Raw genomic sequence first — 24,252 nt, forward strand, 5'->3', positions numbered from 1 at the left:
GGGCCTGCCCTCTAGGTCACGCGAGGTCCTCGACGGCCCTGGGGGCCGCACAGGGCTGCTCCAGGGCCTCGTCGAGGAGCCCGGTCTCAGCGAGGCCTTGGAGCGCGGAGGACCGGCCGGCGACCCGGGAGCGCCCACGGGCCGCCGGCCGGCCGTCGAGAGGCCGCGCCGGGGCGTGGATCATCTCGACCTCATCGCCTTGACCTAGCGGCTGGGCACGCCGTAGGCCGCGGCCGGCGTGGGCGCCAGGCTCGCCGGGTCAGCGACCTGGGCGAGCTGGTGCTCCATGACGTCGGCCAGCTCCGGCGGCCTAGGGGCGTAGAACGCCGCCCCGTCGGCGAGCTGCTCGGTGATGCCGGCGGAGCCGGTGATCAGCAGGGCGTCGAGTTCGGCAAGCTGCTCCGCGGCGCCGGGCCGGTCGGCGGCCCACGCCTGCACGACGTCGCTCCAGCCGTTGACGACGGCGTGGCCGGCCACCGCCCGGGCCAGCAGATCGTCGCCGCCGCGGTGGGCCCTCGCGAGGGCTTCCAGGGCCTCGCGGGGGTCGCTGAGGCGGGCGGCGCGGTCTTGGGCGTCCCGGTAGGACACGGCCTCCCCGGGGTCGCGGCGGCCCCGGGGGCGGTGCCGAACAGTTCCCGGTCTAGGCGGCGAACGCGCTCGGTGGTGCGGCGGGCGGACTCCTCGTGGAGACCGGTGAGGGCGTCTCGGAGGCCGACGTGGATGGCGGCGAGCTGCTGGCGCTTGGCGGCGGTGGACAGGGTCGGGTCGCGGCGCACGCGCTCGCTGGCGGCCTGGGCGGCGGCGTGCAGCTCGCCGGCACGATCGCGGTACTGCTGACGGATCTTGCTCATGATGGGCTCCTGGGAGTCGCAGAGGGAGGGAAGCGAGTTGAGGGAGGGGGTAGCGGTGGAGCCCGGGCGCTCATGCGGACCGCCCGCCCCGCGCGCGGAGGCGCCTAGGGCCGGCGACCTCGTCGAGGGCAGCGGCGAGGGCCCGCCACTCCCGGCGCCCGGCTTCGGGGATCACGAGGCGGCTCACTGGGGGTGGTCGCCGAGCAGGAGGACCAGGTCGTCGGGACCTGGGCTCGCACTCGCGTCACCCTGTGCCTGGGAGGTCTCGGGAGTGGCACGAGTGGCATTAGTGGGCATGAGTGGCCGGCCACGTTCCCGCAGGTCAAAGCCAGTAGTGCTAGTGGTGCTACTTGTGTCCTCTCCCCTGACGGGGGTGCGCGAGTGGGGGGCCTGAGGTGAGGTGGTTGGCACGGGCAGGCGCCAGACGGTGCCGGCCTGGAAGCCGGGGCGTCGGCGGTGGATGACGCCGACGCGCTCGCGGGCGCGACGGAGCGCGGCTTCGCTGTGGCCGGATGCTCGTCCAGCTCGCAGGACGTCGGCTTTGTCCGCCTCCCCGCCCTGGGAGGCGAGGTAGTCCTCTAGCCACTCCGCGGCTTCGGTGGTGACGCTGCGGTCCTCATCGACGGTGGCCGCGCGGCTCATCGCCTCGCGGATGGTGCCTACGGCCTCGCCCTGCCAGTCCAGCCGGGAGGTCTCGACGGTGTGCTCGTCGTCGATCACGACGCGGTGGCCGGTGATGGTGAAGGCGAGGACGGGTAGGTCGGTGCGGCCGAGGTTGTTCTTCGGGGTGCCGAACAGACGACGGGCCTCCGTCTCGTCGTCGGGGTCGCGCACGACGGTGTGAACGGAGCGGGCGACGGCGGTGAATGCCTTCGAGCCCATGACGGCGGTCAGGGGGTCGGCGCTGCCGCCCTTGTTGTGGTGGATGAGGCCGGCGACGACGACCCCGGCGCGGTCGGCGAGGGCTGCGAGCGGTTCCAGGGCCCGGCGCGTCTCCGCGTCGCGGTGCGTGTCCAGGGTGGAGGCGAGCCGGGACATCAGCGGGTCCAGGAGCAGAAGCGCGGCGTCGGTCTGGTGGGCGGCCTCCTCGACCTCGTCCAGGTCCCGGGGCAGGGACAGGCCCACGTCGACCTCGTCGGCGCTGCGGACCTCCACCCGGAAGACGCGGTCGAGGTCGGCTCCAGCGGCAATCAGGCGGGGGACGACGGTGTGCGACCAGGAATCCTCCGTCGCGCACACCAGCACCCCGCGCGGGCGCCCGTGGAACGCCCCCTCCAGTTCCCCGCGGGTGACGCGGGCGACGAGGTAGTAGGCCAGGGTGGACTTGCCCAGGCCCTCGGGACCGGCGATCAGGGCAAGGGTGCCCACGGCGAGGCGGCCCGACCACAGCCAGTAGACCGGGTGCACGGGGATCGCGGAGGCCGGGGTCAGGCGCAGCCGCCGGGCACGCGGAGCCGGCGGGCCCGGAGCGTCGAGGACCTCTCCGGTGCTCGGGTCGAAGTCCGGCAGCGCCGGGGCGAGGTACTCACCCGCCGGCAGCGCGCGGGCCCGCTCGCCGACGCGCCGGAGGGCGCTGCGCCACTTCGCCGCGTGCTCGCGCGGTCCGAACCCGGCGCCGTCGTGCGGGGCGTGCGCCAGGACGTCGGCGTGGGCGGCCTGAAGGGTGTAGGAGTTCCAGGGCCCGTTCGCCAGTTCGATCAGGTTGCACGCGACCTCGAAGGTCGTCGCGTCCCAGTGGGTTCCCCACCCCTCGCGCTGGCAGCGGTCCAGGCGGGCGAGCTCTCCGGCGCGCACGGCGGAGACGTAGGCGTCCGCGCGGTCGTGGTCGAGGGGTTCGCTCCGGTCGGCTCCTGCGGCCTCCTGCGGGGCGCTGGTGACCTCCTGGAGGCTTTGTGCGCCAACGCCTCCGGCGTCGGGCAGCAGATCGGCGAGGTAGTCCGGCAGCGGCGGAACGGGCCCGGTGCGCTGCCAGCGGTAACGGCCGCGGGCGTCGGGGTGCGTCGAGGGGGCCGCCACGATGAACCCGCCCACGCCGCGCACGTCGCCCCACCCAGAGCCCAGGTGGCCGGGGGAGTTCCCGATCAGGCGCCCCGGCGGCTGGGTGAACAGGACGTGACCGCGTTCGAGGTCGTCGCGGCGGGTGGACTGCCGCGGTGGGTCGAGTTCGGCGACGGCCCGGCGCAGCGCCTCGGGCACCACGGCCGGGTGGTCGACGTCGAAGACGACCAGGCCGGAGGCTCCGGTGTCGATGCCGACGCCGTGGCAGGTCCCGGCGTACCAGGCGGCGAGCTGGTCGGCGCTGCGACTGGACTTGCGCGGCCAGCCGGTGCCGACCACCGACCCGGGCGACTTCGAGCCGGCGGCGAGCGGCAGGACGCACAAGCCGCCCGCGGCGTAGGCCGTCGCCGCGGTCAAGGCGTCGACGTCGTCGGGCAGGACGGGGACGAGGGGGACGCTCATGCGGCCACCTCCGCTGCGGCGGCGGCGCGGCGTTCGAGGACGGCCTCGACGATCGCGGCGGCCAGGTAGAGCGGGGAGCCGGCGCGGGGGACGAAGTAGGCGGCGAGTCCGTGGCGCAGGGACGCCGCCGGGACGACCCAGCCGTCCGCTTCGGTGCAGGCCAGGGCGACCTCGCGCCCGTCGAAGGTGACCAGCGCCCGGGAGATCGTGCCCCGGTGCGTCGCGGCGGTTCGCGCCAGCGCGGCTAGGCCCGGCTCCACCAGGGGCATCGCGGCAGCCTCGCCGGCGCCCGCGGCTCGCAGGTCGAGGGTTTGCGCCAGGACGTCGCCGATGTCCAGGCGCAGGACGTCGCCCAGGCGCTCGTTCACAGCGCACCACCGCCGATGGGGCGAACCTCGCACAGGACGGCGTCGGCGAGGTCGCCGCGGGCGCGGGCCCGCTCGACGGCCTTCTCCGCGGCGCCCAGGGCGAGGAACGGGCGGCGGCGCACGCCGCGCGGCGTGCGCACGAGGACGAGGTAGGCGGGCAGGAACTCGGTCGGCCACGCCTTCGCGTCGACGGCCGGAAGTAGGACAATCGGGGTGTCCGGATGGGTCTGGGCGATGCTCTGGGAGGCCGGTTCCGCAACCACCGCGGGGCCGGCCTTCTGCATGCTGTTCATCGGTGCGGCTGGGCCTTCCAGGTCGAGTGAGTGGACGAGGCTGGGGCAGGTCGGGTCACGCGGCGCCTCCGCGCTCGCGCCCGTCCAGCCACGCCTCGACGTCCTGGGGGCGGTAGCGCAAGTGGCGGCCGACCTTCCGTGTCCGAGGGCCGATGCCGCGGCTCGACCACTGGTAGAGCGTTCCGGTCGGCACGCCCAGGTAGGCGGCGACGTCGTCCACGGTCCACAACGGGGGAGGGTTCTCAGTCCGGACGTCGGGGTAGGCGGTGAGGGTCCTGGGCATCAGGGCTCCAAAAATCGAGATTTTGGGCGACGCGACGCTCGATTGCTGTCGCGTCGGTCACTCTGCCACCCCTAGTGGACTTTCGACAACAGACACCGTAGATTCTCGATTTATGCCGAACATCTCACGCGACCGCGGCCCCACCGCCCGCCGGGTCGCTGCCAACGTCGAGGCCATCCGGACCGCCCGGGGGATGGGGCTCGCGGAGCTGGCGGACCGGGTGACGGCCCTGGGGCAGCCCATGAGCCTCGGCATCCTGTCCAAGCTGGAGAACGGAGACCGGCGGGTCGACGTCGACGACCTCGTCGCCCTAGCCCTCGCCCTCGACGTGACGCCGTCTCGACTCCTGCTCCCGGCGAAGGCCGACCACTCCCCGCTTGACCTCACCCCTGCGCGAGTGAGCACGGCCCACCTCGCGTGGAAGTGGGCCGCCGGGGAGGCTCCGTTGCCGCCGCCGGGTACCCATGCCGACCTTGACGCGGACGAGGAGGCGTTCCGGGCGGAGAACCGCCCGCACGACCCGGGTCCCTCGTGGTCGACGGTCGATCTAGCCGCGCACGTCGAGGCTCTCGCGCCCATCGGCGCGGCGATCGCCCATGCCGTCGAGGACGGCGGAGTTCCGCCCGCGGAAGTCGAGGTGTACCTCGGCCCGGTCCTCGCGGTGCAGAAGATCCGGTATGCCCACCCCGGGAATCCTCAGAGCCCGAAGGGGGGCCGCCGTGGCGAGCGTTGAGCGCGTCGTCCGCGACGGGAAGACGTCGGGGTGGCGGGCGCGGTGGCGTGATCCGGCCGGAGTGCAGCACAAGCGGGTGTTCCCCAGGAAGTCCGACGCGGAGCGCCACCTCATTGGCGTCGAGGCGGCCAAGGCGTCCGGCTCCTACGTCGACGACGCCCGCGGCCGGGTCCTGGTGGAGGAGTTCGCCGCGGAGTGGCTGGCGGGCCGGGCCCACTTGAAGCCGAAGACGCTGGCCGGCTACCACTCCCTGTTGAAGACCAGAGTCCTGCCGACCTGGGAAACGGTGCCCCTGTCGCGGATCACCCACGGGGCCGTCGTGGCCTGGGTGGCCGGGATGCAGGCGGAGGGCCTGTCGGCCTCCCGGGTCCGTCAGGCGTACCACCTCCTCACCTCCATGCTCGACTCCGCGGTCCGCGACGCTCGCCTCGCGCGCAACCCGGCGGCCGGCGTGGACCTGCCGCGGCTGCGAGTCGTCGAGCGCCGATACCTCACCCACGAACAGGTCGGGGCCCTGGCGGAGGCGTGCGGGGAGTACGGCCTCCTAGTGCGGGTGCTGGCCCACACGGGCCTTCGCTGGGGCGAGGCGACGGCCCTGCGGGTCGGGCGCGTGGACCTCCTGCGCGGCCGCCTCCAGGTCGTCGAGGCCGTCGTCGACGTCAACGGTCGGGCGATCTTCGGGGCGCCGAAGTCCCACCAGCACCGGGCCGTGCCCATCCCGCGCTTCCTGCGCGAGGACCTGGGCGCGGCGATGGCCGGCAAGGGCGTCGACGACCTCGTCTTCTGCGCTCCCCGTGGCGGGACGCTGCGGGTGCAGAACTTCCGGCGGGCGGTCTTCGACCGCGCGGTTTGTGAGGTGGGGCTCCCGCGTCTGGTGCCGCACGAGCTTCGCCACACGGCGGCTTCCCTGGCGATCTCGGCGGGGGCGTCGGTCAAGGGCGTCCAGGCGATGCTCGGGCACGCCTCCGCGACACTCACCCTGGACCGCTACGGGCACCTGTTCGGCGATGAGCTGGACGCCGTCGCGGAGCGCCTCGACGCGGCCGCCCGTGCCCCTGGTGTGCCCTCTGTGTGCCCTCCGGGCTCCGTGACGGTGCTCACGGAGCGTGCGCAGAGCCTCTGACCTGCGGTGCTGCTGGTGCCCCCGGCAGGATTCGAACCTGCGACACACGGTTTAGGAAACCGATGCTCTATCCCCTGAGCTACGGGGGCACGCCCGCCGGCCGTCGCCGCAGGCCGTCGGAGTCTAGCGGGACTCCTCGTGCGGCCGGTCGCCCCGCCCGGTGCCGGGGGAGCCGCCGGCGCCGCGCCGGCGGCGGGGGAGGGGGGCCTGCACCCACGAGGCGTCCTTCATGCGCAGGCAGGGGCGCTCCACCAGCAGCCAGGACAGCGCCGCCGCCGCGCAGGCCAGCAGCAGGCTCAGCGCCACGAACGGCACGGCGCCCAGCACGGCGGCACCCGCCAGGGCCAGCAGCAGCTGGACCGGCCAGTGGTAGATGTACAGGCCGTACGACAGGTCCCAGCGGGGCCTCCACCGCAGCGGCAGCCGGACCGCGGCCCACAGGACGACGTAGGCGAAGGCCGGCCCGGCCAGGGCGCGGTGGTCCGGCAGCAGGTGCAGCCCCGCGACGACCAGGGCCGTGCTCGCGGCGGCCAGGGCGCCGCTGACGGGGACGCGGTCGGCGAAGACGTACCCGGCGGCCCCCAGCAGGAAGATGAAGAGGAACCGCAGCATCAGTTCGGTGCCGAGGTCCACCCCGGCGGCCGCGGCGATCGTGGCCGCCCACAGCACCGCGCACGCCGCCAGCAGCCAGGCGCGTCGGCGCAGCACCCCCACCACGCCCAGGGCGGCGACAGCCCCGTAGCAGCACGCCTCGAAGAAGAGCGTCCACAGCGAGCCGTCCAGGACCGCCTGCCCGCCCCTGACGGGATCGCCGACCCCGGTGACGCCGAACTGGCGCATGAGCAGCAGGGCGTTGGAGCTCACGTAGGACGGCGCCGAGTCCGGCCCTTCGAGCACCACCGCGGCCGACTGCCCGCCCAGGACGGCGGCCAGGGGCGCCACCGCGGCGGCGGTCACGACCAGGCAGACCCAGAAGGCCGGCGCGATGCGCAGGAAGCGGTGCCAGGCGTAGCGGCGCAGCGAACCCAGCCGCAGGAAGCTGCGGGTCACCAGGAAGCCGCTGACGACGAAGAAGCCGTCCACCGCGACGCTGCCCAGGTCGGTGGTGCCCACGTGCGGCTGCCGGCCGAAGCCGTTCGCCGTGCCGTGCACGACGGCCACGAAGCCGGCCAGCGCCAGCCGCAGGACGTCCAGGGAGTTGTCGCGGGGGTCGAACAGGGCCGCCAGCGTCGGCCGTCGCGACCCGTCCGGGGACGCCGGCCGCGGTCGGGGCAGGTGCTCGACGGCGAGCCGGTCGCGCCCTCGACGGGCCGACGCGGCCCCTGCGCTCGTGCTGGTGTCCCGGTCCACGCGCCCCCCGCTCGCCGTCGCCGGTCCGGTGCCCCGCGCCCCGCCGCGCGGGCGCGGCGACCCCGGACCGCTTCGACCGGAACCCTACCCTCACGTTACGGAAGAATCGACGGCCCGCGCCCGGGGCGTTCGGCCCAGCCGAACTACGACGCTGTGTCGTTGGGATGTGTTGCGCCCCAGGCGAACACCGACCCCCGTGGTCCGGGCGGGTCCGGACGGGTGCCTACACTCAAGCCGCAAGACACGCCGACCGATGCCGTCTCCTGGGTGTCGGGCCGAGTCGAGGGGGACTCCGACACCCGGCCGACGTCGTCTCCCGAGGAGAACTCCGGATGTCCGTTCAGACCCTGCGCACCGCCTCCAGCGCGAGCGTGCCCGGCCCCCGCCGCGCACCCCGCCAGAGCGCCGCCCTCGCCGCCATCGACGCCGCCCTGGCCGAGTCCGGCTGCATCCTCGTGGCCACCAGCGCCACCGACACCGGGTGCAGCATCGCCTTCTACGACGCCCGCTCGCTCAGCCGCGCCGTCGACGTCATCGCCTCCGCCGCCGCCGGCTCCGGCGACGAGGCCCTCGCCGCCCGCGCCCGCCAGCACGGCGCCGGCGCCTGGAAGGTCACCGCCGAGCCGCAGTCCTGGGCCGGCCCCGACGGCGACCCGCACACCGCCGGGCAGCGCTCCTCCACCACCTGGAACCTGCAGGTCCCCCTGGCCGACGTCGTGCCCGCCGCCGCGGCCCTGCTGTCCTGACGGCCCCGCCGGCGGCCGCCCCGCGCTGATCCCGGGGCGGTCCCGGGGTCACACCTCGATCTCGGCGAGCACCCGCGGCACCTCCGCGGGCAGCTCCCGGGCCAGGAAGCCCAGCCGCCCCACCGAGCTGGCCAGCCGGTCCCCGGCCCGCCCGTGCAGGTGGCACGCCCACACCGCCGCCTGCACCGGGTCCGCGCCCCGCGCGCACAGGCCCGTGACGATCCCCGACAGCACGTCGCCGGACCCGGAGACCCCCAGCCCCGCCCCGCCGGACACGTCCAGCCACAACCGCCCGTCCGGGGCGGCGATCCACGACTCCCCGCCGCCGGCGGCCACCACGCACCGGCTGCGGCGCGCCAGCTCCCGCGCCGCCGCCGCCGTGTCGCGGCCCACCTCGTCCTCGTCGGCGCCCAGCACGATCGCCAGCTCCGTCAGGTTCGGCGTGAGCACCGCCCGCCCTTGCAGGTGGTGCAGGAACGTGGCGTCGCGCGTCACCGGCGCCAGGCCCAGCGCGTCCAGCACCACCGTCTCGCGCAGCGGCGGCACCAGCGCCTCCAGCAGCGCCACCACCGCCGGTTCCCCGACCGTGCCCACGCCCAGGCACACCGCGTGCGCCCCCTGCACCAGCTCCGCCAGCTCCGAGCCCTGCGCACCGCACGAGGGGTCGATGCCCCCCTCCGCGTTCGCCGGCAGCCCCAGCACCAGCGCCTCCGGCAGCGCGACCCCCAGCGCCGGCGCCGTCGCCGACGTCGTGGCCACCTGCAGCTTGCCCGCGCCGCAGCGCAGCGCCGACTCCGCGGCCAGCAGCGCCGCGCCCGGCGTGCGCTCGCTGCCGCCCACCACGCACGTGCGCCCGCGCGCCTCCTTGCCGACGCCCGGCGGGGGCAGCGGCCACTCGCGCAGCACCGCCGACGTCACCGTCACCGCGTCCGCCGCCGCGTCGCGCGCGCTCACCGCGCCACCTGCGCACCCCGGCGGCCGCCGGCGCGGTCGACGTCGCGGTCCTGCGCGGGTTCGTCGGTGGGGTCGTCGGCGGGGTCGTCCGTGACCCGCACCCCCTCCACCGCCCTGGTGTCCCCGGCCAGCCGCAGCTGCACGCCGCCGTCCCCGCACGCGTAGGAGGTCACCGAGCAGTTCGCCAGCGGCTCGTGCGCGTCCAGCTCCAGCACCGAGCGCTCGTCCAGGCCCTCCAGCACCAGCCGGAAGTTGGTGATCACGGCCTGGTGGGAGACCACCAGCACGTCCCGGCCGGGGTGCTCCTCGCGCAGCGAGGCCACCACGCTGCGCACCCGCAGCGCCACGTCGCACCAGCTCTCCCCGCCCGGCGGGCGGTAGTAGAACTTCCCCAGCCGCGCCCGCCGCGCGGACTCCTCCGGGAAGCGGGCCCGCACCCCCGCGCCCGTCAGCCCGTCCCACCAGCCCAGGTCCCGCTCGCGCAGCCGCTCGTCCGTGCGCGGGTCCGGCACGTCCAGCCCCGTCTCGCGCGCGCCGCGCACCACCGCCTCCGCGGTCCGCAGCGCCCGCACGTACGGGGAGCTGATCACCACCTGCGGCACCGGAGGAGCGTCCGGGTCCGTCGCCAGCCACCGGCCCACGGCCGCCGCCTGCCGCCGACCCAGGTCGGACAAGGGCACGTCCGCGTCGCGCTCGCCCACGTCCACCACCTCGGCGTCCTGCTCGCGCGCCCGGGCGTCGGCGAGGTTGCCGGTGCTCTGCCCGTGGCGCACCAGCGTCAGGGACGCGGGCCAGCGCGGACCGGTGGTGGCGGTGGAGCCGGTGGGGGCGGGGGAGTGGACCACCCCCCACGTCTATCCCAGCGGGCCCGCCCGTGCGCGCTGAGCTGCTGCTCGCCCGCACCGGGAGGTGACAAGGTGTGACGACGCACCCCGGCGGGCCGACGCGCCCACCGGCCGAGGAGGAGGTGGACGCTGAAGCGGCTCGCACGGCGCTGGCACCGCCTGATGCTGCGCACCACCCTGCAGCGGCGCGTGTCCGTCATGGCCGGCGTCTTCCTGCTCATCTCCCTCGCGCTGACCGTCGTCCTCGCCCAGAGCCTGTGGCACACGGAGGGAGGCGGGGAGGAGGAGGAACGCCGAGCGGCCCAGGAGCAGTGGGAGACCGTCGGTGAGGGCCTGCGGAAGCTCCGCGGGGACTTCGTCGAGCTGCACGCCGTGCACCAGCAGTACGTGCTGTCGGCCGACCCCACCCAGACGCCGCGCCTCGCCCGGGAGCGCGAGCAGTTGGCCCAGCAGCTCGCCGAGCACGAGGCGTCGCTCCGCGAGGAGTTCGCCGCCCTGGGGTCCCCCGTGCTCAGCGGTGAGCTGGAGGAGTCGTTGCAGGACGTCGACGAGTGGCGGACCGTCGCCGACAGCCAGGCGCTCGTCAAGGCCAGCGGGGACGAGGAGGGCCTGCGCAGGGCCCTCGCCAACGCGCCCGCGAGCCGGGAGTTCCGCAACGCCTACCTCGACATGGAGGTCCTGGCGCGGGACCTGCAGGAGGAGCGCACCGCTGACGCGCTCCAGGCCGAGCAGGACCTCGGCCGGTTCCAGCTCGTGCAGGTCGGCGTCCTCGCCGTCGCCCTGCTCATGGTCCCCAGCGTGCTGCACCTCGTGCGCCGCTGGGTGCTGCGCCCCCTGGACCTGCTCTCGCAGCAGATGCTGCGCGTCGGCGGCGGCGACCTGCAGACCCCCGTGGGGCTGGCCGGCCCCCCCGAGCTGGCCGCCGTGGCGCACTCGGCCGAGACGATGCGCCGGCGCATCCTCGACGAGCTCGCCGACGCCGTCTCCGCCCGCGAGGCCCTGGCCCAGGGGCAGCCCCTCGTCGCCGAGGTCCGCGACCAGCTCGCCGCCCACGAGCTCCCCACCGTCGCCGGCTGGTCCTCCGCCGCCGCGCTGCGCCCGGCCGAGGGCCTGCTGGCCGGCGACTGGTACGACGTGCTGCACCTGGAGGACGGCCGCTACGCCGTCGTGGTGGCCGACGTCTCCGGGCACGGCGCCCGCGCCGGCATCGTGGCCATCCAGCTCAAGCGGCTGCTGGAGGCCGCCCTGCACCTGGCCCCCGAGCCCGACCTGGCGCTGGCCATGGCCGCGCGGGTCTTCACCGACGAGGCCGAGCGCTTCGCCAGCTGCGTCGTCGCCGTCGTCGACCCCGACTCCGGTCTGGTGCGGTACGCCAACGCCGGGCACCCCGCCCCGCTGGTCCTGCGCTCCGACGGCGGCGTCGTGCGCGTGGTCACGGAGCTGGGGGCCACCGGCCCGCTGCTGTCCTGGCTGCACCTGGACGTGCCCGGCGCCTGGACCACGGGCACGGCCTCCCTGGCCCCCGGCTCGATGCTCGTCGTCTACACCGACGGGCTCACCGAGGCGCGCCCCACCGGCACCACCGACGAGCTCGGGGTGGAAGGGGTCCTGGCGGCGCTGTCCCGGCTGCCGGAGCTGACCCCGCAGGCCCTCGTCGACGAGGCCCTCGAGGTCGCCCGCCGCCACAGCGGCGGGCGCGCCCGCGACGACGTCACCCTCGTCGCGCTGGCCCGCTCGGCCAGCACCGTCCCCGCCGCGCCACCGGGCGCCCGCCCGGCCGCCGCCCCCGCCGCCGGGCCGGGGCGCCCCACCGGGTGAGCGGCGCCCCACCGGGTGAGCGGCGCGGCGAGCGGGCCGGACCGGTCCCCGGCGCGCCTACTGTGGAGGGCGTGAACGACGTCGCTCCCCGCACCGCCGACGCGACCCGACGGCGGTGGTGGGCGCAGGCGCAGGCGCTCGGCGGGACGTCCGCGCTGCTGGACGCCCCCGACGAGGGGCTGGACCTGACCACCGCGCACCCCTCCGGCCTGGCCCAGCTGCTCGCCGGCGGCCCGGCACCGCTGTCCAGCCTCGTGCGCGAACCCGGTGCCCGGGCCGACGCGCGCCGGCGCGTGCGTGCCACCCACCGCCGCGCCGCCGTCCTGCTGGCCCAGCGCGGCACGCGCGCCCTCGCCGTCGCGGTGGGCACCGTCACGTGGACCCCGCCCACCGGCGCCCCGGCGCGCCGCACACCCCTGCTGCTGCGCCGCTGCTCCCTGACCCCCGCCGCCGAGGCCCGCGAGGACTTCGTGGTGCGGCTGGACCCCGGGGTGCTCGTCAACCCCGTCCTCGTGCGCACCGCCCGCGCCGAGCTGGGCGTGGAGCTGGACGACGAGCGCGTCGCGCGGGCCGTGGGCAGGCACCGCGGCTTCGACCCCGAGCCGGCGCTGGACGAGGTGCGCCGCCAGCTCGCCGGCGTGCCCGGCCTGCGGGTGGAGCGACGGCTGCTGCTGGCCACGTTCGCCGATCCCGGCTCGGACCTGCTGACCCACCTGCGCCGGCACGGCGCCGACGTGCGCGGGCACCGGGTCGTGCGCGCCCTCGCCGAGGGCGGGTCCGTGGCCCCCGCCGAGCCCTGCACCGCCGGTCCCCCCACCGCGCCGGCGACCGCGGACCGGGTCGGCCTGCCGCTGGACGCGGCGCAGCGGCGCGCCGTCGAGCACGTCCTGTCCGGTGCGGACCTGCGCCTGGAGGCCCCCGCCGGCACCGGCGCCACCCAGGTCGCCGCGGCGCTGGTGGCCGCGGGGGCCGCGGCCGGGCGCACCACCCTGCTGGTGGCCGACGCCGCCGCCGAGCGGCGCGCCGTCGACGAGCGGCTGCGCGAGCACGGCCTGGGCCGGCTCGTGCTGCACCTGACCGCCGACCTGGACCCCGCCGCCGTGCTCGCCGACGTGCGCGAGCAGACCCGCACCGCCCGCGGCGAGCTCGAGGCGCGCCGCGGTGCCGAGGCGACCGGGACGCGCCCGGACCCGGCCGCGGACGCGGCGTTGCTGGAGGAGCACGCCCAGGCCCTGCACCGCCGGCGCGCGCCCTGGGGCGTCAGCGTCCACGACGCGCTGGAGGCGCTGGCGCAGCTGGCCGAGCGCCCCGTGCCGGCGACCACGACCCGCCGCCTGCGCGGCGAGGACCTGGCCGCGTGCCGCCGCGAGGACCTGCCGGCCTGGGCCGGGCGGCTGCGCCGCGCCGTGGAGCTGGGCGCCTTCGACCCCGCCGGAACCAGCGGCCCGTGGGCCGGGGCGCAGCTGCGCAGCCCGCGGGCGGCCGCGGACGCGCTGACCCGGGTGCGCAGCGCGCTGGAGGACACCCTGCCGGCCGCGCGGGCGCTCATGGCGACCGTCTGCGACGCGGCGGGCCTGCGCGGAGCCGCGTCGGTCGCCGAGGCCGCCGAGCGCGTCGACCTGCTGGAGGGCGTGCGCACCACCGTCGCCCGCTTCGGCCCGGACGTCTTCGCCGTCTCCCTGGGCGACGTGGCCGCCGCCACCGCCACCGCCCAGTGGCGCCGCGACAACGGCGTGCGCGTGGGCGCCGTGGCCCGCTGGCGGCTGCGGCGGCAGGCCCGCGCCCTGCTGCTGCCCGTGGCGGCGCCCGAGGGCACCGCCGAGCTGCACGAGTGGCTGCAGCTCGCCCGGGCCCAGCGCCTGGCGTGGCAGCGGGTCTCGGTGCGCGACGGCGCCCCGCACGTGCCGGACGGGCTGGACGAGCTGTGCGTGGCGGTGGCGGCGCTGCGCGCGGACCTGCTCGAGCTTCAGCGCGTCCTGCCCGCGCGGCTGCTCGCCGACCTGGCCCCGGACGGTTCCCTGCTGGACGTGCAGCTGCCCGAGCTGACCGCGCTGCTGCGCGACCTGGTGCGGGCAGCCGGTGCGCTGGACGACCTGCCCGAGCGCACCGTGCTGCTCGACGAGCTCGCCGCGGCGGGCTGGCAGCCCCTGCTGGACGACCTGGGCGCGCGCTGGGACGGCCCGGGCAGCGTGGACCTGACCGCCGAGGTGGAGTGCGCGTGGTGGGCGGGCGTCCTGGACGCCCTGTCCCTGGCCGACCCCCTCGTCGGGGCGCCGGACACCACCGCGCTGCGGCGGGCGCGCGCCGCGCTGCAGCTCGCCCGGGCGGCGGCCCGCGCCCACGACGCGCGCCGGGTGCGCGGCGCGGTCGACGCGCGCGCGGGCGCCGCGCCCGTCCCGCCGGAGCGCCCCGCCCGCCCGCCGCTGCGCACCGCCGCCGGTCCCGCCGAGCCGCTGGCGCCCGAGCTGGCCGCGGCGGGCGCGCTGCTGCCCTGCACGGCGCTGTCGGCGGCCGGCGCCGCCGCCCTGGGCGCCGACCTGCCCGCCGCGGACCTCGTGGTGGTCCTCGGCGCGCGGTCCAGCGCCACCTCCTGGGTCCTGCCCGCGCTGGCCCGCGGCCGTCAGGTCGTCGTGGTGGGCGACCCGGCCCTGCCCGGTCCCGCCGACCTGGCCACCGCCGGGGCGCTGCCGGCGGCCGACCCGCTGGGCGAGCCGCTGGGCGACCTGCTGGACGACACCGCAGGCGTGCTGCCCGGGCTGGGCCTGGAGCGCCAGCACGCCTGCCTGGACGACCGCCTGCTGGAGGGCGTGCCGGTCGCCGGGGACCTGCCCGCCCCGGACTCGCTGCGCGGCGCCGGACCGGAGCCGCGCGCCGTGCACCGCACCTCGCTGCGCGCCCCCGCGGCCCGCCGCGGACCCGACGCGCTGGTGGGCCTCGTCCTCGAGGTCGTCGTCGACGCCCTGCGCCGGCACCCCGGGCACTCCCTGGGCGTGGTGGTCCCGGACGCCGCCGGTGCCGACCTGCTCGCGGACGCCGTGCGCCGCCGCGTCACCGAGGAGGGCCTGGTGCCCGGCGGCGGCGACGGGGAGGTGCTGGTGGCCGAGCCGTCCCGCTGGACGGGCGAGCGCCGCGACCACGTCGTCGTCCTGGCCGACCCCGTCCTGGGCGGAGCGGGGCTGGGCGCCGGGCAGGCCCCGCCGCAGGACGTCGTGCTCGCGCTGACGCGCGCGTGCCGGCGCACCACCGTGGTGCTGGACGACGCGCGCCGGGACGACGCCGCGCCCGGCGGCGGGGCGGACGGGCGCGGAACCGCCGGGGACGGGCGGGACCCCCTGCTGCGGGTCGCCCTGGCGTGGGAGGCCGCGGTGGACGGGGCCGCTCCGGGGGAGCCCGGGCCGGAGGGGTTCCGGTCGAGCGCGCTGGAGCGCCGCCTCGCCGCCGCCTGCCGCGACCTCGGGCTGCCCGTGCAGCTCCGGGTGGGCCGTTCGCGGGCGGTGCCCCTGGCGGTGCGCCGCCCCGACGGCAGCGGTCCGGCGCTCGCGGTGGAGCTGGACGGCCCCGCGTGGGCGGCCGCCGACGTGCTGGAGCGGGAGGTGGACGGCCCCGCCCGGCTGGAGCGCTGCGGCTGGCGCTACGTGCGGTCCCTGGCCACCGAGGTGCTCGCCGACCCCGCGGCCGAGGCCGCCCGGATCGCCGGCCGCTGGCGCGAGGCGGTCGACGAGCTGGGGCCCGACGCCGAGCTCGTGCTGGACCTGCGCGGGCTCGCCGCACCGCCGCAGGCCCCTCCACCGCCGCAGGCCCCTCCACCACCGCGGGGGGCGGGGCACGACGCGCCGACGGCCGGCCGGGACGAGTCCCGGCCGGCCCAGCCGCCCCAGCAGGTGCCGCTGCCGCGCGGGGAGGCGTCGTGAGCGTGCCGGGCGGTCCCGCCCCCCGCGCTGCGCGGGACGACCGCGACGGGCCGGACCGTGGCGGGGAGGACGCCGCCCGGGAGGTGCCGCCGGAGGACGAGCGCTCCGCCGACGACCGCGACGAGGGGTGGGGCGACGCCGCGGGTGGTCTCGACGACGAGTGGTACCTCTCCCAGCGACCGCCGCACTGGGACTGACGCCGCTCTCGCTGACGACTCAGCGTGCTCAGTGGATCAGCCCTCCGCCACCTCTCGGTGACCGCTGGTCGGTGTTCGGTGACTACGGGTCCACGTCGATGGATCACTGCTGCCGCAGGGGTTCCTCCCGGCGGCACGGGCCCACATGATGGGCGCCAGCCGGCGGACCGGGGCCACCCCAGCGCCCCGGTCGCAGCGACGGCCGGGACGACGGTGGGAGGTGGAGCGTGCCCCGCAAGCGCACCGTGGGCACCGCGACCTCCAGGGCGCGGCGCCCCCGCTCCCCGGGCGTGCTCGTGCTGCTGCTGCTGGTGGCTCTCCTGCTCCTCTGCGTCCGGCTGCCGTTCGCGCCGCCGTGGCGGGCGTCGCCCGCAGCCCTCGTCCTGGCTCTCGCCCTGGCCGTCCCGGTCGTCGTCCGCGCCGCCCGGTCGCACCGGGCCGCCACCTCGCGCGACGCCCTGACCGGGCTGCCGGGCCGGCAGGAGCTGCTCGCGGCCACCGCCCGGGCCCTGCGCACGTCCTCCGGGGTGGCCGGCCCCGGCATGCTGGTGGTGGACCTCGACCGCTTCCGGGACGTCAACGACGCCCTGGGGCACCCCGTGGGCGACGAGGTGCTGCGCCGGGTGGCCGGGCGCCTGCGGGCGCTGGCGCCCGCGGGCGCGGTGGTCGCCCGCCTGGGGGGCGACGAGTTCGCGCTGCTCGTCCCCGACGGCGCGGTCGCGGAGGACCTCGCCCGCCGGGTCGTGGCCGAGGCGGGCGACCACCGCGTCGGCGGGACCGGCGTGCTGGTGCCGGTGAGCGTGGGGGTGGCGCTGGCACCCCGGCACGGCGCCGGCGCGGCGCAGCTGCTCGGCAGCGCCGACGCCGCCCTGCACGAGGCCAAGGAGGTGCGGGGGCGGGCCTGCACCTACACCGGTGGGGACACCGCCGGCGAGCCCGGACGGCTGCTGCTGCAGGCGGACCTGGCGCGCGCGGTGCGGTGCGGTGAGCTGTTCGTGCAGTACCAGCCGCAGGTCGAGCCGGCGACGGGGGTGCTCGTGGGTGCCGAGGCGCTGGTGCGCTGGCGCCACCCGCAGCTGGGCACCGTGGCGCCGGACCGCTTCGTGCCGCTGGCGGAGCGCTCCGGCCTGGTGCACGAGATGACGCGCGTGGTGCTGGAGCAGGCCCTGGGCGACGTGGCGGACTGGCGGGCGTGCGGGTGCGACGTCACGGTCTCGGTGAACCTGTCCGCGCGCTCGCTGGACGACGCCGGGCTGCCCGCGCTGGTCGACGCCGCGCTGCGGCGCCACGAGGTGCCGGCGCGCGCGCTGGTGCTGGAGATCACCGAGACGGGGCTGGTGTCCGACCTGCAGCGCGCCGGCGCCGTGGTGCGCGGGCTGCGGGCGCTGGGCTGCTCCGTGGCCGTCGACGACTACGGCACCGGCCACTCCTCGCTGCGCCAGCTCACCGGCCTGGACGTGGACGAGCTGAAGATCGACCGCAGCTTCGTCACGGCGATGACCGGCGACCGCGCGCGGGCGGTCATCGTGCGCTCCACCGTGCAGATGGCGCGCGACCTCGGGCTGCGCGTGGTCGCCGAGGGGGTGGAGGACGCCGACACGCTGCGGGCCCTGGCAGCGATGGGCTGCCACGTCGCCCAGGGCAGCCACGTGGGTGAGCCGGTGGCGCCGGACGACGTCCTGTGGGTGCTGGCCGCGCAGCGCGCCGCGCGCACGCCCGGCGTGGTGCCCCGGCCCGCTGCACCGCGCCACCCCTCCGGCGCGCTCTGAGGGCCGGCGCCGGGCCGGCGTCACGGCGCGCGCAGCGCGAGGACGGTCCGCCCGGCGGCGGCGGCGAGGTCGGCGGCGGTGGGCGCGTCCACCGCCACCAGCACGCTGCCCGTCGCGCCGGCGGAGGCCGGGCCCAGCAGCCCGCCGGAGGTGGTGGCGGCCGGCACGGCCAGCACGACGACGTCGGTGGCCACGCGCTCGGCGCCGGTGGCCAGGCCGGTGACGGGGTCGTCGGTGCGGGCCAGGACGTCCACGCGGGCACCGGGGCGCAGCCCGTCCAGGACGGCCGGGTCGTCCACGGCGACCGTGGTGGCCAGGGTGCCGGGCGGCTGCCCGGCCAGCAGGCCCGCGCCGGTGGTGCGGGTGTCGGTGAGGACCTCGCCGCGGCGCACCGCGCCGGCCAGCACGGCCCCCGCCGCGGAGACCGGGTCCAGCGCCCCGTCGGGCACGGTGGCCACCGGCCGCTGCGCGCGGTGCACGTCCGCCTCGGACAGCGCGGCGCCGGCGGGCAGGTCGCGGGTGGCCACGAGCACCGCCCGGGTCTGCGGGGCGGGTGGCGACAGCGCCCACACCGCCACCCCGGCCGCGCCGGCGCTCAGGCCGGCGCTGAGCCAGCGGCGGGCCAGCCGGCGGCGGCGCCGGTCGCGGGGCCCGGGAGGGCGGGGGGTCGTCTCGCGCAGCACGCCGGGACCGTAGGCCGCGGTGCGACGGCGTGCACCGGGACCGCCGGCGCCGCTGTGGACGGCCGTCCGCCGCCGGCGCCGGTGGACACCGCGACGCCCCGGCGGCCGGGGCGTCGCGCGCCCGGTCGTCAGGCGGCGGAGGTGGACCCGCCGGTGGAGGAGCTCGAGGAGGTGCTGGAGGAGCCCGACGACGAGCTCGCCGCCGCGGTGCCGGACGACCCCGAGGGAGCCGCGGCCCCGGTGCTCGCGCCGGAGCCCTTCTTCTCGGCGCCCTTGCTCTCGGAGCCCTTGCCCTCCGAGCCCGTGCCGCGCGAGTCGGTGCGGTAGAAGCCGGAGCCCTTGAAGACGATGCCGACGCTGTTGAAGAGCTTGCGCAGCTGCCCGGAGCACTCCGGGCAGCTGGTCAGGGCGTCGTCGCTGAAGGACTGGCGGACCTCGAAGGTGTGGTCGCACTGCTGGCACGCGTAGGCGTAGGTGGGCACGTCGTCTCCAGGGAGCTGCGGACCCCGACTGGCACTCGGGGAGTTCGAGTGCCAATCGTACTCGTCGTCCCGGCCGTGCGCCGCGCTCAGCGCACCCGGCGCCGGCGCCGCGCCACCGGGGCGCCCAGCGGGTGGGCGTGCACCCGCACCCACCCGTCGTCGCCCGCGGGCAGCGCCCCGGCGGCCCCCGGCGCGCTCGCGGCGTCCGCGTCGAGGGTGAGCAGCGTCCAGGCGCCCGCGGCGCTGCCGGGCACGAGCGCGCGGGCCGCGCCGACCTCCAGCACCCCCTCGCGGCGGGTGAGGCGCGGTGCGGTGCCGCCGGCACGGCCCAGCAGGGCGATCCGCTTGCCCGTGGTGGTGCGCCAGTCGGCCGCCCAGGTGCGCAGCAGCGCGCTCTCGTCGGGGTCGGCCAGGTCCCCGGCGCCCGTGCCCGGGCCGCGCGACGCGGTCACGACGACGCCGGTGACGCCCTCGTCGCCCGCCGCCGCGTCCAGCTCGGCGCGCAACCACGGCAGCTGGCCGAAGCCGGCCGCGCGCAGCGAACCACCGCCGGCGTCCAGCAGCAGGTGGCGCGTGCCGGCCAGGTCGAGGCGGCGGTGCGTGGCCGCGCCGCCGGAGGAGGACGGCCCCGCGGCGGCCGCGGTGCCCACCTCCCCGTCCCCGGGCAGCCACGACCACCCCGTGCCGGTGGGCAGCTCGGCGGCCAGGGCCTGCAGGACGAGCGCGACGTCGGCGTCGGTGCCGCCGCTGCCGGGCGCCCCCACGGCGTCCCCGGCGAGCAGGACGTGCTGCGCCCCGGCGGCGACCGCCTGCCGCAGCGCCCGCCGCAGCAGCGCGTCGCCGCCGTCCCGGTCCGCCCGGACGTGCACGGCGGCGAGGACCGCCACCCGCCCGGTGCGCGGGCCGGTGGCGGTGCCCGGGGCCAGGGCGGGGTCGCGCGGGCCGTCCGCCTCCGGCGGGGCCGGTGCCGCGCCGGCCTCCAGCGCGGCCAGGTCCAGGGCGCCGGCCGTCCGCCGCGCCACGTCGGTCTGCGCCAGGTACACGCGCTCGAGCGCCACCTGCCGGGCGCCGGCGGGGACCTCGGCGACCAGCCGCCGCCAGCCGGTGAAGTCGACCCGCTCGGCGAACGTCAGCGGCCGGGCCGCCCCGTCCACGCGCAGCACCGCCCGCAGCCAGCCGCCGGCGCCGTCCCCGCGCACCCGCAGGGCGACCTGGCGGGTGCCGGCCGGCAGCGCCACGGGCGGGTCGGCGACGGCGGCGGCCACGGACGTGCCGGCCGGCTGACCGCGGAAGTCGTAGGTCAGGCGCAGGGCCGCGCCCACCCCCGGCAGGTCGCCGACGGGGACGGGCGCCAGGGACGCGGTGGCGCGGGTGGCGGCCGCGCTCCAGCGCGCGGGGTCCGCGACGGGGTCGGCCGGGGTGGTGCTCAGCCCCAGCGCGACGGGGGCGGTGCTGGACACCGCCCCGGCGCGCAGGACGAGCCCGGCGACGGCGGGGCCGGCTGCTGCGGCCGTCAGCCGCACGCGCCCGTCGGGCAGCGCGAGCACGCCCAGTTGCGCGGGGTCGGCCGACAGCTGCACGTCGCCGGCGTCGACGCGGGCGCGGTACCCCTCGCCGTCGCGGCCCACGACCTGCACGTCGGCCGTCGCGCCCGCGGCCGTCAGGACCGGTGCCGGGTCCAGCTCCAGGGTGCGCAGCGGCCCGAGCACCTCCACGGCCAGCTCCCCGGCCGCGGCGCCGGAGCGCACCCGCAGCGCGGTGCGGCCGGGGGCCGCGCCGCGCAGGACGACCCGCGAGCCGCCCGCGGGGGTCGCGGCGCTGCCCTCCACGACGGCCACGGCGGGCTCCGCGGTGCTCGCGGTCGCCGCGGGCAGCGGCGCGGGCGCCAGCGCCGCGTCGGTGCCCACGGCCGTCACGACCAGGTGCAGGCCGGGGAAGACCCGCCCGCCCGGGCCGTGCCAGGCGATCCCGGTGGCACGGCCGTCGGAGGGCGGCGCCAGCAGCCCGACCGCGTGGGCGACGGGCCGCGGCGCCCCGTCGGAGGGTTCGCCGACGACGACCGCCGCCGCCTGCCCGGCCGGGCGCGCCACCAGCTGCGCCGAGCCGCCGCCGTCGAGCATCACGGCGCCGTCGGCGCCGGCCTGCACCATCCGCTGCGCGGTCTCCACGGCGGTCAGCCCGCGCGAGCGCGCGGTGCCGCCGTCGGCGGTGAGCAGCAGCAGCTCGCCGGTGCGGGTCCAGCCGATCGCGGTGCGGGCGCGCAGCGCCGCCCAGGTGGGGTCGGCGGTGTCGATGGCGGCGACGCGGCCGTCGCGCACGAGCTCCAGGCGCGCGCCGAGCGCGAAGCCGTCCGAGCCGGGGTCCAGGGCGCCGACCCGCACGTCCACGGACGTGCTCGCGCCGGTGCCGGGCGCGGTGCCGGCCAGCGCGGCGGCGGGGGCGCCGGTGGCGACGAGGACGAAGCCGTCCGCGGGCACGGGGGCGGCTCCGGGGGCGCGCACCGCGCTGACGCGCCCGGCGCGCACCTCCACCTCCACCCCGCCGGGGGCGGTCAGCGCCCGGTCGCCCGGTCCCCAGTCGGGGGTGAACAGGGCCACGGCGTCGGCCGGGACGGTGCGGGTGCCCAGGGCGGACAGCGGCCAGGTGCGGGTGCCGACGGTGGCGGTGCCGGTGAGCTGCACGTCGCCGAGGCGGCCGGTCCACCCGGCGGGGGAGTCGTCCACGCCGACGGCGCGCTGCACGCCGGCGTCGGCCTTGAGAGGCCGCCCGGCGACGACGACGGGGCCGTCGGGGGTGCCCGTGCGGTCGATGTCGAAGAAGTCGCCGTTGACGGCGGCCACGGCGCCGGCCGCCGCGGCCAGCTCGGCGGGGGTGCGCGGTTCGGACAGGCTGCGCTGCAGCAGCGCGGGACGGGTGCCGGTGCCGGGCGCCAGGCGCAGCAGGGAGGTGCGCACGGAGCCGGCGGCGTCCAGGGTGGCGAGCCGTTCGAGGACGAGGCCGGGGGCGACGGTGCTCAGGGTCCGTTCCAGCTCGACCCGGCCGGGGGCCGCGGCCAGCGCGCGCAGGTCCGGCAGGCCCGTCTCGCCCGGCGGGCCGGGCGTGGCGGCGCGCGCGGGGAGCGCGGCGGGCAGGAGCAGGGTGCCCAGGGCTCCGGTGAGGACCGTGCGACGGCGCATGAGCGCACGGTACCTGCTGAGTAACGCGCTGTTACTGATGGCCCTCGGGCCGGGGGTGCCGCCAGTCCGCGAGCTTGCCGTGCCGGCTCACCTGCTGCAGCCGCTCCTCGACCGCGGCCCGCTCCGCGGTGGAGGTGACCACCAGGACCTCGTCGCCGCGGCGCAGCGCGGTGCGCGGCCCGGGCACGAACGTCGCCCCGTCGCGGGCCACCAGCGTCACTTTCGCGCCCACCGGCAGCCGCAGCTCGAACACCTCCACCCCGTGCAGCCGCGAACCGGTGCCCACCCGCACCCGCACCACGTCCGCCGACAGCGTCCCCAGCGGCGACACCTCCGCGTCCAGGTCGGCGGTCGCCGCGGCCGGCGCCAGCCGCAGCGCCCGCGCCAGCGGCTGCAGGGTGGGCGCCTGGACCAGGGTGAACACGACGACCAGCACGAGCACCACGTCGAAGAGCCGCTCCGTGCCGCTGACCCCCGCCACCGCCGGCACGGTCGCCAGCACGACGGGCACCGCCCCGCGCAGCCCCGCCCAGGACAGGAACACCAGCTCCGCCCGCCGCACCCGCTGCGCCCCGCGGAACGGCAGCAGGCTCACCAGCACGGACGCCGGGCGCCCCAGCACCGTCAGCACGAGCCCCACCAGCAGCGCGTCGACCACCACCCCCGGCAGCCGCGAGGGGGTCGCCAGCAGGCCCAGCGCGACGAACAGCCCGATCTGCGCCAGCCAGCCGGCGGACTCGGCCACGCCCCGGGTGGCGTGCCGGTGCGGCAGCCGGGAGTTGCCCAGCACCAGGCCGCACAGGTACGTGGCCAGGAACCCGGAGCCGTGCAGCAGGTCGGCCGCGGCGTAGGCGCCCACGGTGAGGGCCAGCACCGCCACCGGGTACAGCCCCGAGCTCGGCAGCGCGCTGCGGCGCAGCAGCCACGAGCCGGCGAGCCCGCCGCCGACGCCGACGGCGGTGCCGACGGCCAGCTGCAGCACCGCCTCACCCGCGGCGGCCCACCAGGCCGGCGAGTCCCCGCCGCCCGCGATCTCCGTCAGCGTCAGCACCGCGATGACCACGGGCGCGTCGTTGAGCCCGGACTCCGCCTCCAGCAGTCCCGTCAGCCGTCGCGGCAGGGGCAGGGAGCGCAGCACCGAGAACACCGCTGCCGCGTCCGTGGAGGAGACCACCGCGCCGATCAGCAGCGAGACCGGCCACGACGTCCCCAGCAGGAGGTGCGCGCCCACGCCCACCACCGCCGTGGACACCGCGGTGCCCACGGTCGACAGCACCGCCGCCGGGGCCAGCACCCCCCGGATCGTGTCCCAGCGGGTCGTCAGGCCACCCTCGGCGAGGATGAGCACGAGCGCGCAGTAGCCGAGCACCTGCGCCAGCTCGGCGTCGGAGAAGTGGATGCCCACGCCGTCCTCGCCCAGCAGCAGCCCCAGGCCCAGGTACAGCAGCAGGGAGGGCAGCCCGGTGCGGGCCGACAGGCGCACCGCCAGCACCGCCAGCAGCAGCACCGCGGAGGAGACCAGCAGGACGGTGCTGAGTTCCCCGACGGTCATGCGGCACGGTACCGGGCCGCGCCGGGCGGGCCGCGTCAGGTCAGCAGCGGCATCCAGTGCGTGGGGGTGACGACGGCGTGCACGGGCCGGTCGTGCGGCAGCACCGGCAGCGGGCTGACGGCGGCGTCGAACAGCTCGTCGTCGTGCACGAGCGCGATCACCGGCACGCGCCGCGGCACCCGCTGCAGCGCGCGGTCGTAGCTGCCGCCGCCCTGCCCGAGCCGGCGCCCGGCGGTGTCCACGGCGAGCGCGGGCACCACGACGACGTCGGCGGTGGCGATGGCGCCCGGCCCCAGCGGCCCCGACCCGGCGGGGCCGGGCCGCACGGCCCGCACCTCCCAGTCCAGGTCGTCGTCGGGCAGCAGCACGGGCAGCAGCACCTCCACGCCGTGGCGCCGCAGCTCGGCCAGCACCGAACGGGTGCCCGGCTCGCCGGGGCGGGAGGCGTAGCACGCCACGCGCCGCGCGCCGGCGACGAGGGGGCAGGTGAGCAGGGTGCGGGCCAGGGCGGCGTCGACGTCGGTGGCCTCGGAGTCTGCGCGACCGCGGCGGCGGGGGGGGGGGGGGGGGGGGGGGGGGCGCGGGGGGGGGGGGCGCGGGGGCGGGGGGGGGGGGGGGGGGGGGGGGGGGGGGGGGGGGGGGGGGGGGGGGGGGGGGG

The 24,252-nt window shown here is 78.2% G+C and carries 20 protein-coding genes and 1 tRNA gene; 7 read left to right on the forward strand and 14 right to left on the reverse strand.

All coding sequences use genetic code 11. The features are described from left to right. Positions 1 to 204: 204 nt before the first annotated feature. From ACRYM0_RS09195 to ACRYM0_RS09215, 5 genes are all read right to left on the reverse strand, one after another. A complete protein-coding gene (locus ACRYM0_RS09195; RefSeq protein WP_432504299.1) occupies positions 205 to 588 on the reverse strand; it encodes a hypothetical protein in 384 nt (127 codons plus the stop codon). Positions 589 to 1,034: 446 nt separating this feature from the next. Further along, positions 1,035 to 3,311 carry an AAA family ATPase gene (locus ACRYM0_RS09200; RefSeq protein ID WP_432504301.1) on the reverse strand — a complete coding sequence of 759 codons (2,277 nt, stop codon included), beginning with the start codon at positions 3,309 to 3,311 and terminating at the stop codon, positions 1,035 to 1,037. After that, on the reverse strand, positions 3,308 to 3,679 hold the full coding sequence (locus tag ACRYM0_RS09205) for a hypothetical protein (protein WP_432504303.1): 372 nt from the start codon (positions 3,677 to 3,679) through the stop codon (positions 3,308 to 3,310). The genes ACRYM0_RS09200 and ACRYM0_RS09205 overlap by 4 nt, the downstream gene beginning before the upstream one ends. Beyond that, positions 3,676 to 3,972, reverse strand: a complete 297-nt coding sequence (locus ACRYM0_RS09210; protein WP_432504305.1) for a hypothetical protein — start codon at positions 3,970 to 3,972, stop codon at positions 3,676 to 3,678. The genes ACRYM0_RS09205 and ACRYM0_RS09210 overlap by 4 nt, the downstream gene beginning before the upstream one ends. Positions 3,973 to 4,027: 55 nt before the next feature. Continuing rightward, entirely contained in the window at positions 4,028 to 4,255 is a 228-nt protein-coding gene (locus ACRYM0_RS09215) for a helix-turn-helix transcriptional regulator (protein ID WP_432504307.1), read from the reverse strand. 112 nt (positions 4,256 to 4,367) lie between these two features. On the opposite strand from ACRYM0_RS09215, the gene ACRYM0_RS09220 reads away from it, so the two are divergent. Beyond that, the gene (locus ACRYM0_RS09220; RefSeq protein WP_432504309.1) at positions 4,368 to 4,988 is read left to right on the forward strand and encodes a helix-turn-helix domain-containing protein; all 621 of its coding nucleotides are present in this window, start codon (positions 4,368 to 4,370) and stop codon (positions 4,986 to 4,988) included. Continuing rightward, complete coding sequence (locus tag ACRYM0_RS09225) at positions 4,933 to 6,111, forward strand: tyrosine-type recombinase/integrase (protein ID WP_459115315.1); 1,179 nt, start codon at positions 4,933 to 4,935, stop codon at positions 6,109 to 6,111. Before ACRYM0_RS09220 ends, ACRYM0_RS09225 begins: the two co-directional genes overlap by 56 nt. Before the next feature lie 13 nt (positions 6,112 to 6,124). Here the strand turns inward: ACRYM0_RS09225 and ACRYM0_RS09230 are convergent. Then, positions 6,125 to 6,200, reverse strand: a tRNA-Arg gene (locus tag ACRYM0_RS09230). Between the two features lie 34 nt (positions 6,201 to 6,234). Continuing rightward, entirely contained in the window at positions 6,235 to 7,461 is a 1,227-nt protein-coding gene (locus tag ACRYM0_RS09235; RefSeq protein WP_432504314.1) for an acyltransferase family protein, read from the reverse strand. Between the two features lie 332 nt (positions 7,462 to 7,793). Between ACRYM0_RS09235 and ACRYM0_RS09240 the strand changes: the two genes are divergently transcribed. Next, a complete protein-coding gene (locus tag ACRYM0_RS09240; RefSeq protein WP_432504316.1) occupies positions 7,794 to 8,207 on the forward strand; it encodes a hypothetical protein in 414 nt (137 codons plus the stop codon). A gap of 48 nt (positions 8,208 to 8,255) precedes the next feature. Here ACRYM0_RS09240 and ACRYM0_RS09245 read toward each other — a convergent pair whose 3' ends face one another. Beyond that, positions 8,256 to 9,161 carry an NAD(P)H-hydrate dehydratase gene (locus ACRYM0_RS09245; RefSeq protein ID WP_432504318.1) on the reverse strand — a complete coding sequence of 302 codons (906 nt, stop codon included), beginning with the start codon at positions 9,159 to 9,161 and terminating at the stop codon, positions 8,256 to 8,258. Further along, positions 9,158 to 10,006, reverse strand: a complete 849-nt coding sequence (locus ACRYM0_RS09250; protein WP_432504320.1) for a histidine phosphatase family protein — start codon at positions 10,004 to 10,006, stop codon at positions 9,158 to 9,160. The genes ACRYM0_RS09245 and ACRYM0_RS09250 overlap by 4 nt, the downstream gene beginning before the upstream one ends. A 162-nt stretch (positions 10,007 to 10,168) precedes the next feature. Here ACRYM0_RS09250 and ACRYM0_RS09255 point away from each other — a divergent pair, with 162 nt between their 5' ends. The 4 genes from ACRYM0_RS09255 (at position 10,169) to ACRYM0_RS09270 (ending at position 17,701) form a co-directional block, all read left to right on the forward strand. Further along, a complete protein-coding gene (locus ACRYM0_RS09255; protein ID WP_432504322.1) occupies positions 10,169 to 11,824 on the forward strand; it encodes a PP2C family protein-serine/threonine phosphatase in 1,656 nt (551 codons plus the stop codon). A 71-nt stretch (positions 11,825 to 11,895) separates the two neighbouring features. Beyond that, on the forward strand, positions 11,896 to 15,735 hold the full coding sequence (locus ACRYM0_RS09260) for a hypothetical protein (RefSeq protein WP_432504324.1): 3,840 nt from the start codon (positions 11,896 to 11,898) through the stop codon (positions 15,733 to 15,735). Then, the gene (locus tag ACRYM0_RS09265) at positions 15,732 to 15,932 is read left to right on the forward strand and encodes a hypothetical protein (protein ID WP_432504326.1); all 201 of its coding nucleotides are present in this window, start codon (positions 15,732 to 15,734) and stop codon (positions 15,930 to 15,932) included. The genes ACRYM0_RS09260 and ACRYM0_RS09265 overlap by 4 nt, the downstream gene beginning before the upstream one ends. A gap of 227 nt (positions 15,933 to 16,159) precedes the next feature. Beyond that, positions 16,160 to 17,701 carry a putative bifunctional diguanylate cyclase/phosphodiesterase gene (locus tag ACRYM0_RS09270; protein ID WP_432504328.1) on the forward strand — a complete coding sequence of 514 codons (1,542 nt, stop codon included), beginning with the start codon at positions 16,160 to 16,162 and terminating at the stop codon, positions 17,699 to 17,701. A 20-nt stretch (positions 17,702 to 17,721) separates the two neighbouring features. On the opposite strand, the gene ACRYM0_RS09275 is transcribed toward ACRYM0_RS09270, so the two are convergent. The 5 genes from ACRYM0_RS09275 to ACRYM0_RS09295 form a co-directional block, all read right to left on the reverse strand. Continuing rightward, positions 17,722 to 18,384: an SAF domain-containing protein gene (locus ACRYM0_RS09275; RefSeq protein ID WP_432504330.1), complete on the reverse strand. Its 663-nt coding sequence runs from the start codon at positions 18,382 to 18,384 to the stop codon at positions 17,722 to 17,724. Positions 18,385 to 18,512: 128 nt separating this feature from the next. Then, positions 18,513 to 18,866 carry an FmdB family zinc ribbon protein gene (locus ACRYM0_RS09280; RefSeq protein ID WP_432504332.1) on the reverse strand — a complete coding sequence of 118 codons (354 nt, stop codon included), beginning with the start codon at positions 18,864 to 18,866 and terminating at the stop codon, positions 18,513 to 18,515. Positions 18,867 to 18,952: 86 nt separating this feature from the next. After that, positions 18,953 to 22,042 carry a phosphodiester glycosidase family protein gene (locus ACRYM0_RS09285; protein ID WP_432504334.1) on the reverse strand — a complete coding sequence of 1,030 codons (3,090 nt, stop codon included), beginning with the start codon at positions 22,040 to 22,042 and terminating at the stop codon, positions 18,953 to 18,955. A 31-nt stretch (positions 22,043 to 22,073) separates the two neighbouring features. Next, positions 22,074 to 23,594: a potassium/proton antiporter gene (locus tag ACRYM0_RS09290; protein WP_432504336.1), complete on the reverse strand. Its 1,521-nt coding sequence runs from the start codon at positions 23,592 to 23,594 to the stop codon at positions 22,074 to 22,076. 35 nt (positions 23,595 to 23,629) lie between these two features. Beyond that, positions 23,630 to 24,100 (reverse strand): 5-formyltetrahydrofolate cyclo-ligase, encoded by a 471-nt coding sequence (locus ACRYM0_RS09295; protein ID WP_432504338.1) that lies wholly within the window; start codon positions 24,098 to 24,100, stop codon positions 23,630 to 23,632. Between the last annotated feature and the right edge of the window lie 152 nt (positions 24,101 to 24,252).

The sequence above is a fragment of the Kineococcus arenarius subsp. arenarius genome, from assembly GCF_050871845.1.
GTDB lineage: Bacteria > Actinomycetota > Actinomycetes > Actinomycetales > Kineococcaceae > Kineococcus.

Excerpts from the sequence above, each read along its gene's own strand:
- ACRYM0_RS09200 (WP_432504301.1), bottom strand. The coding sequence starts at position 3,311 with ATGAGCGTCCCCCTCGTCCCCGTCCTGCCCGACGACGTCGACGCCTTG.
- ACRYM0_RS09210 (WP_432504305.1), bottom strand. The coding sequence starts at position 3,972 with ATGAACAGCATGCAGAAGGCCGGCCCCGCGGTGGTTGCGGAACCGGCC.
- ACRYM0_RS09215 (WP_432504307.1), bottom strand. The coding sequence starts at position 4,255 with ATGCCCAGGACCCTCACCGCCTACCCCGACGTCCGGACTGAGAACCCT.
- ACRYM0_RS09220 (WP_432504309.1), top strand. The coding sequence starts at position 4,368 with ATGCCGAACATCTCACGCGACCGCGGCCCCACCGCCCGCCGGGTCGCT.
- ACRYM0_RS09225 (WP_459115315.1), top strand. The coding sequence starts at position 4,933 with ATGCCCACCCCGGGAATCCTCAGAGCCCGAAGGGGGGCCGCCGTGGCG.
- ACRYM0_RS09240 (WP_432504316.1), top strand. The coding sequence starts at position 7,794 with ATGTCCGTTCAGACCCTGCGCACCGCCTCCAGCGCGAGCGTGCCCGGC.
- ACRYM0_RS09255 (WP_432504322.1), top strand. The coding sequence starts at position 10,169 with ATGCTGCGCACCACCCTGCAGCGGCGCGTGTCCGTCATGGCCGGCGTC.
- ACRYM0_RS09285 (WP_432504334.1), bottom strand. The coding sequence starts at position 22,042 with ATGCGCCGTCGCACGGTCCTCACCGGAGCCCTGGGCACCCTGCTCCTG.
- ACRYM0_RS09290 (WP_432504336.1), bottom strand. The coding sequence starts at position 23,594 with ATGACCGTCGGGGAACTCAGCACCGTCCTGCTGGTCTCCTCCGCGGTG.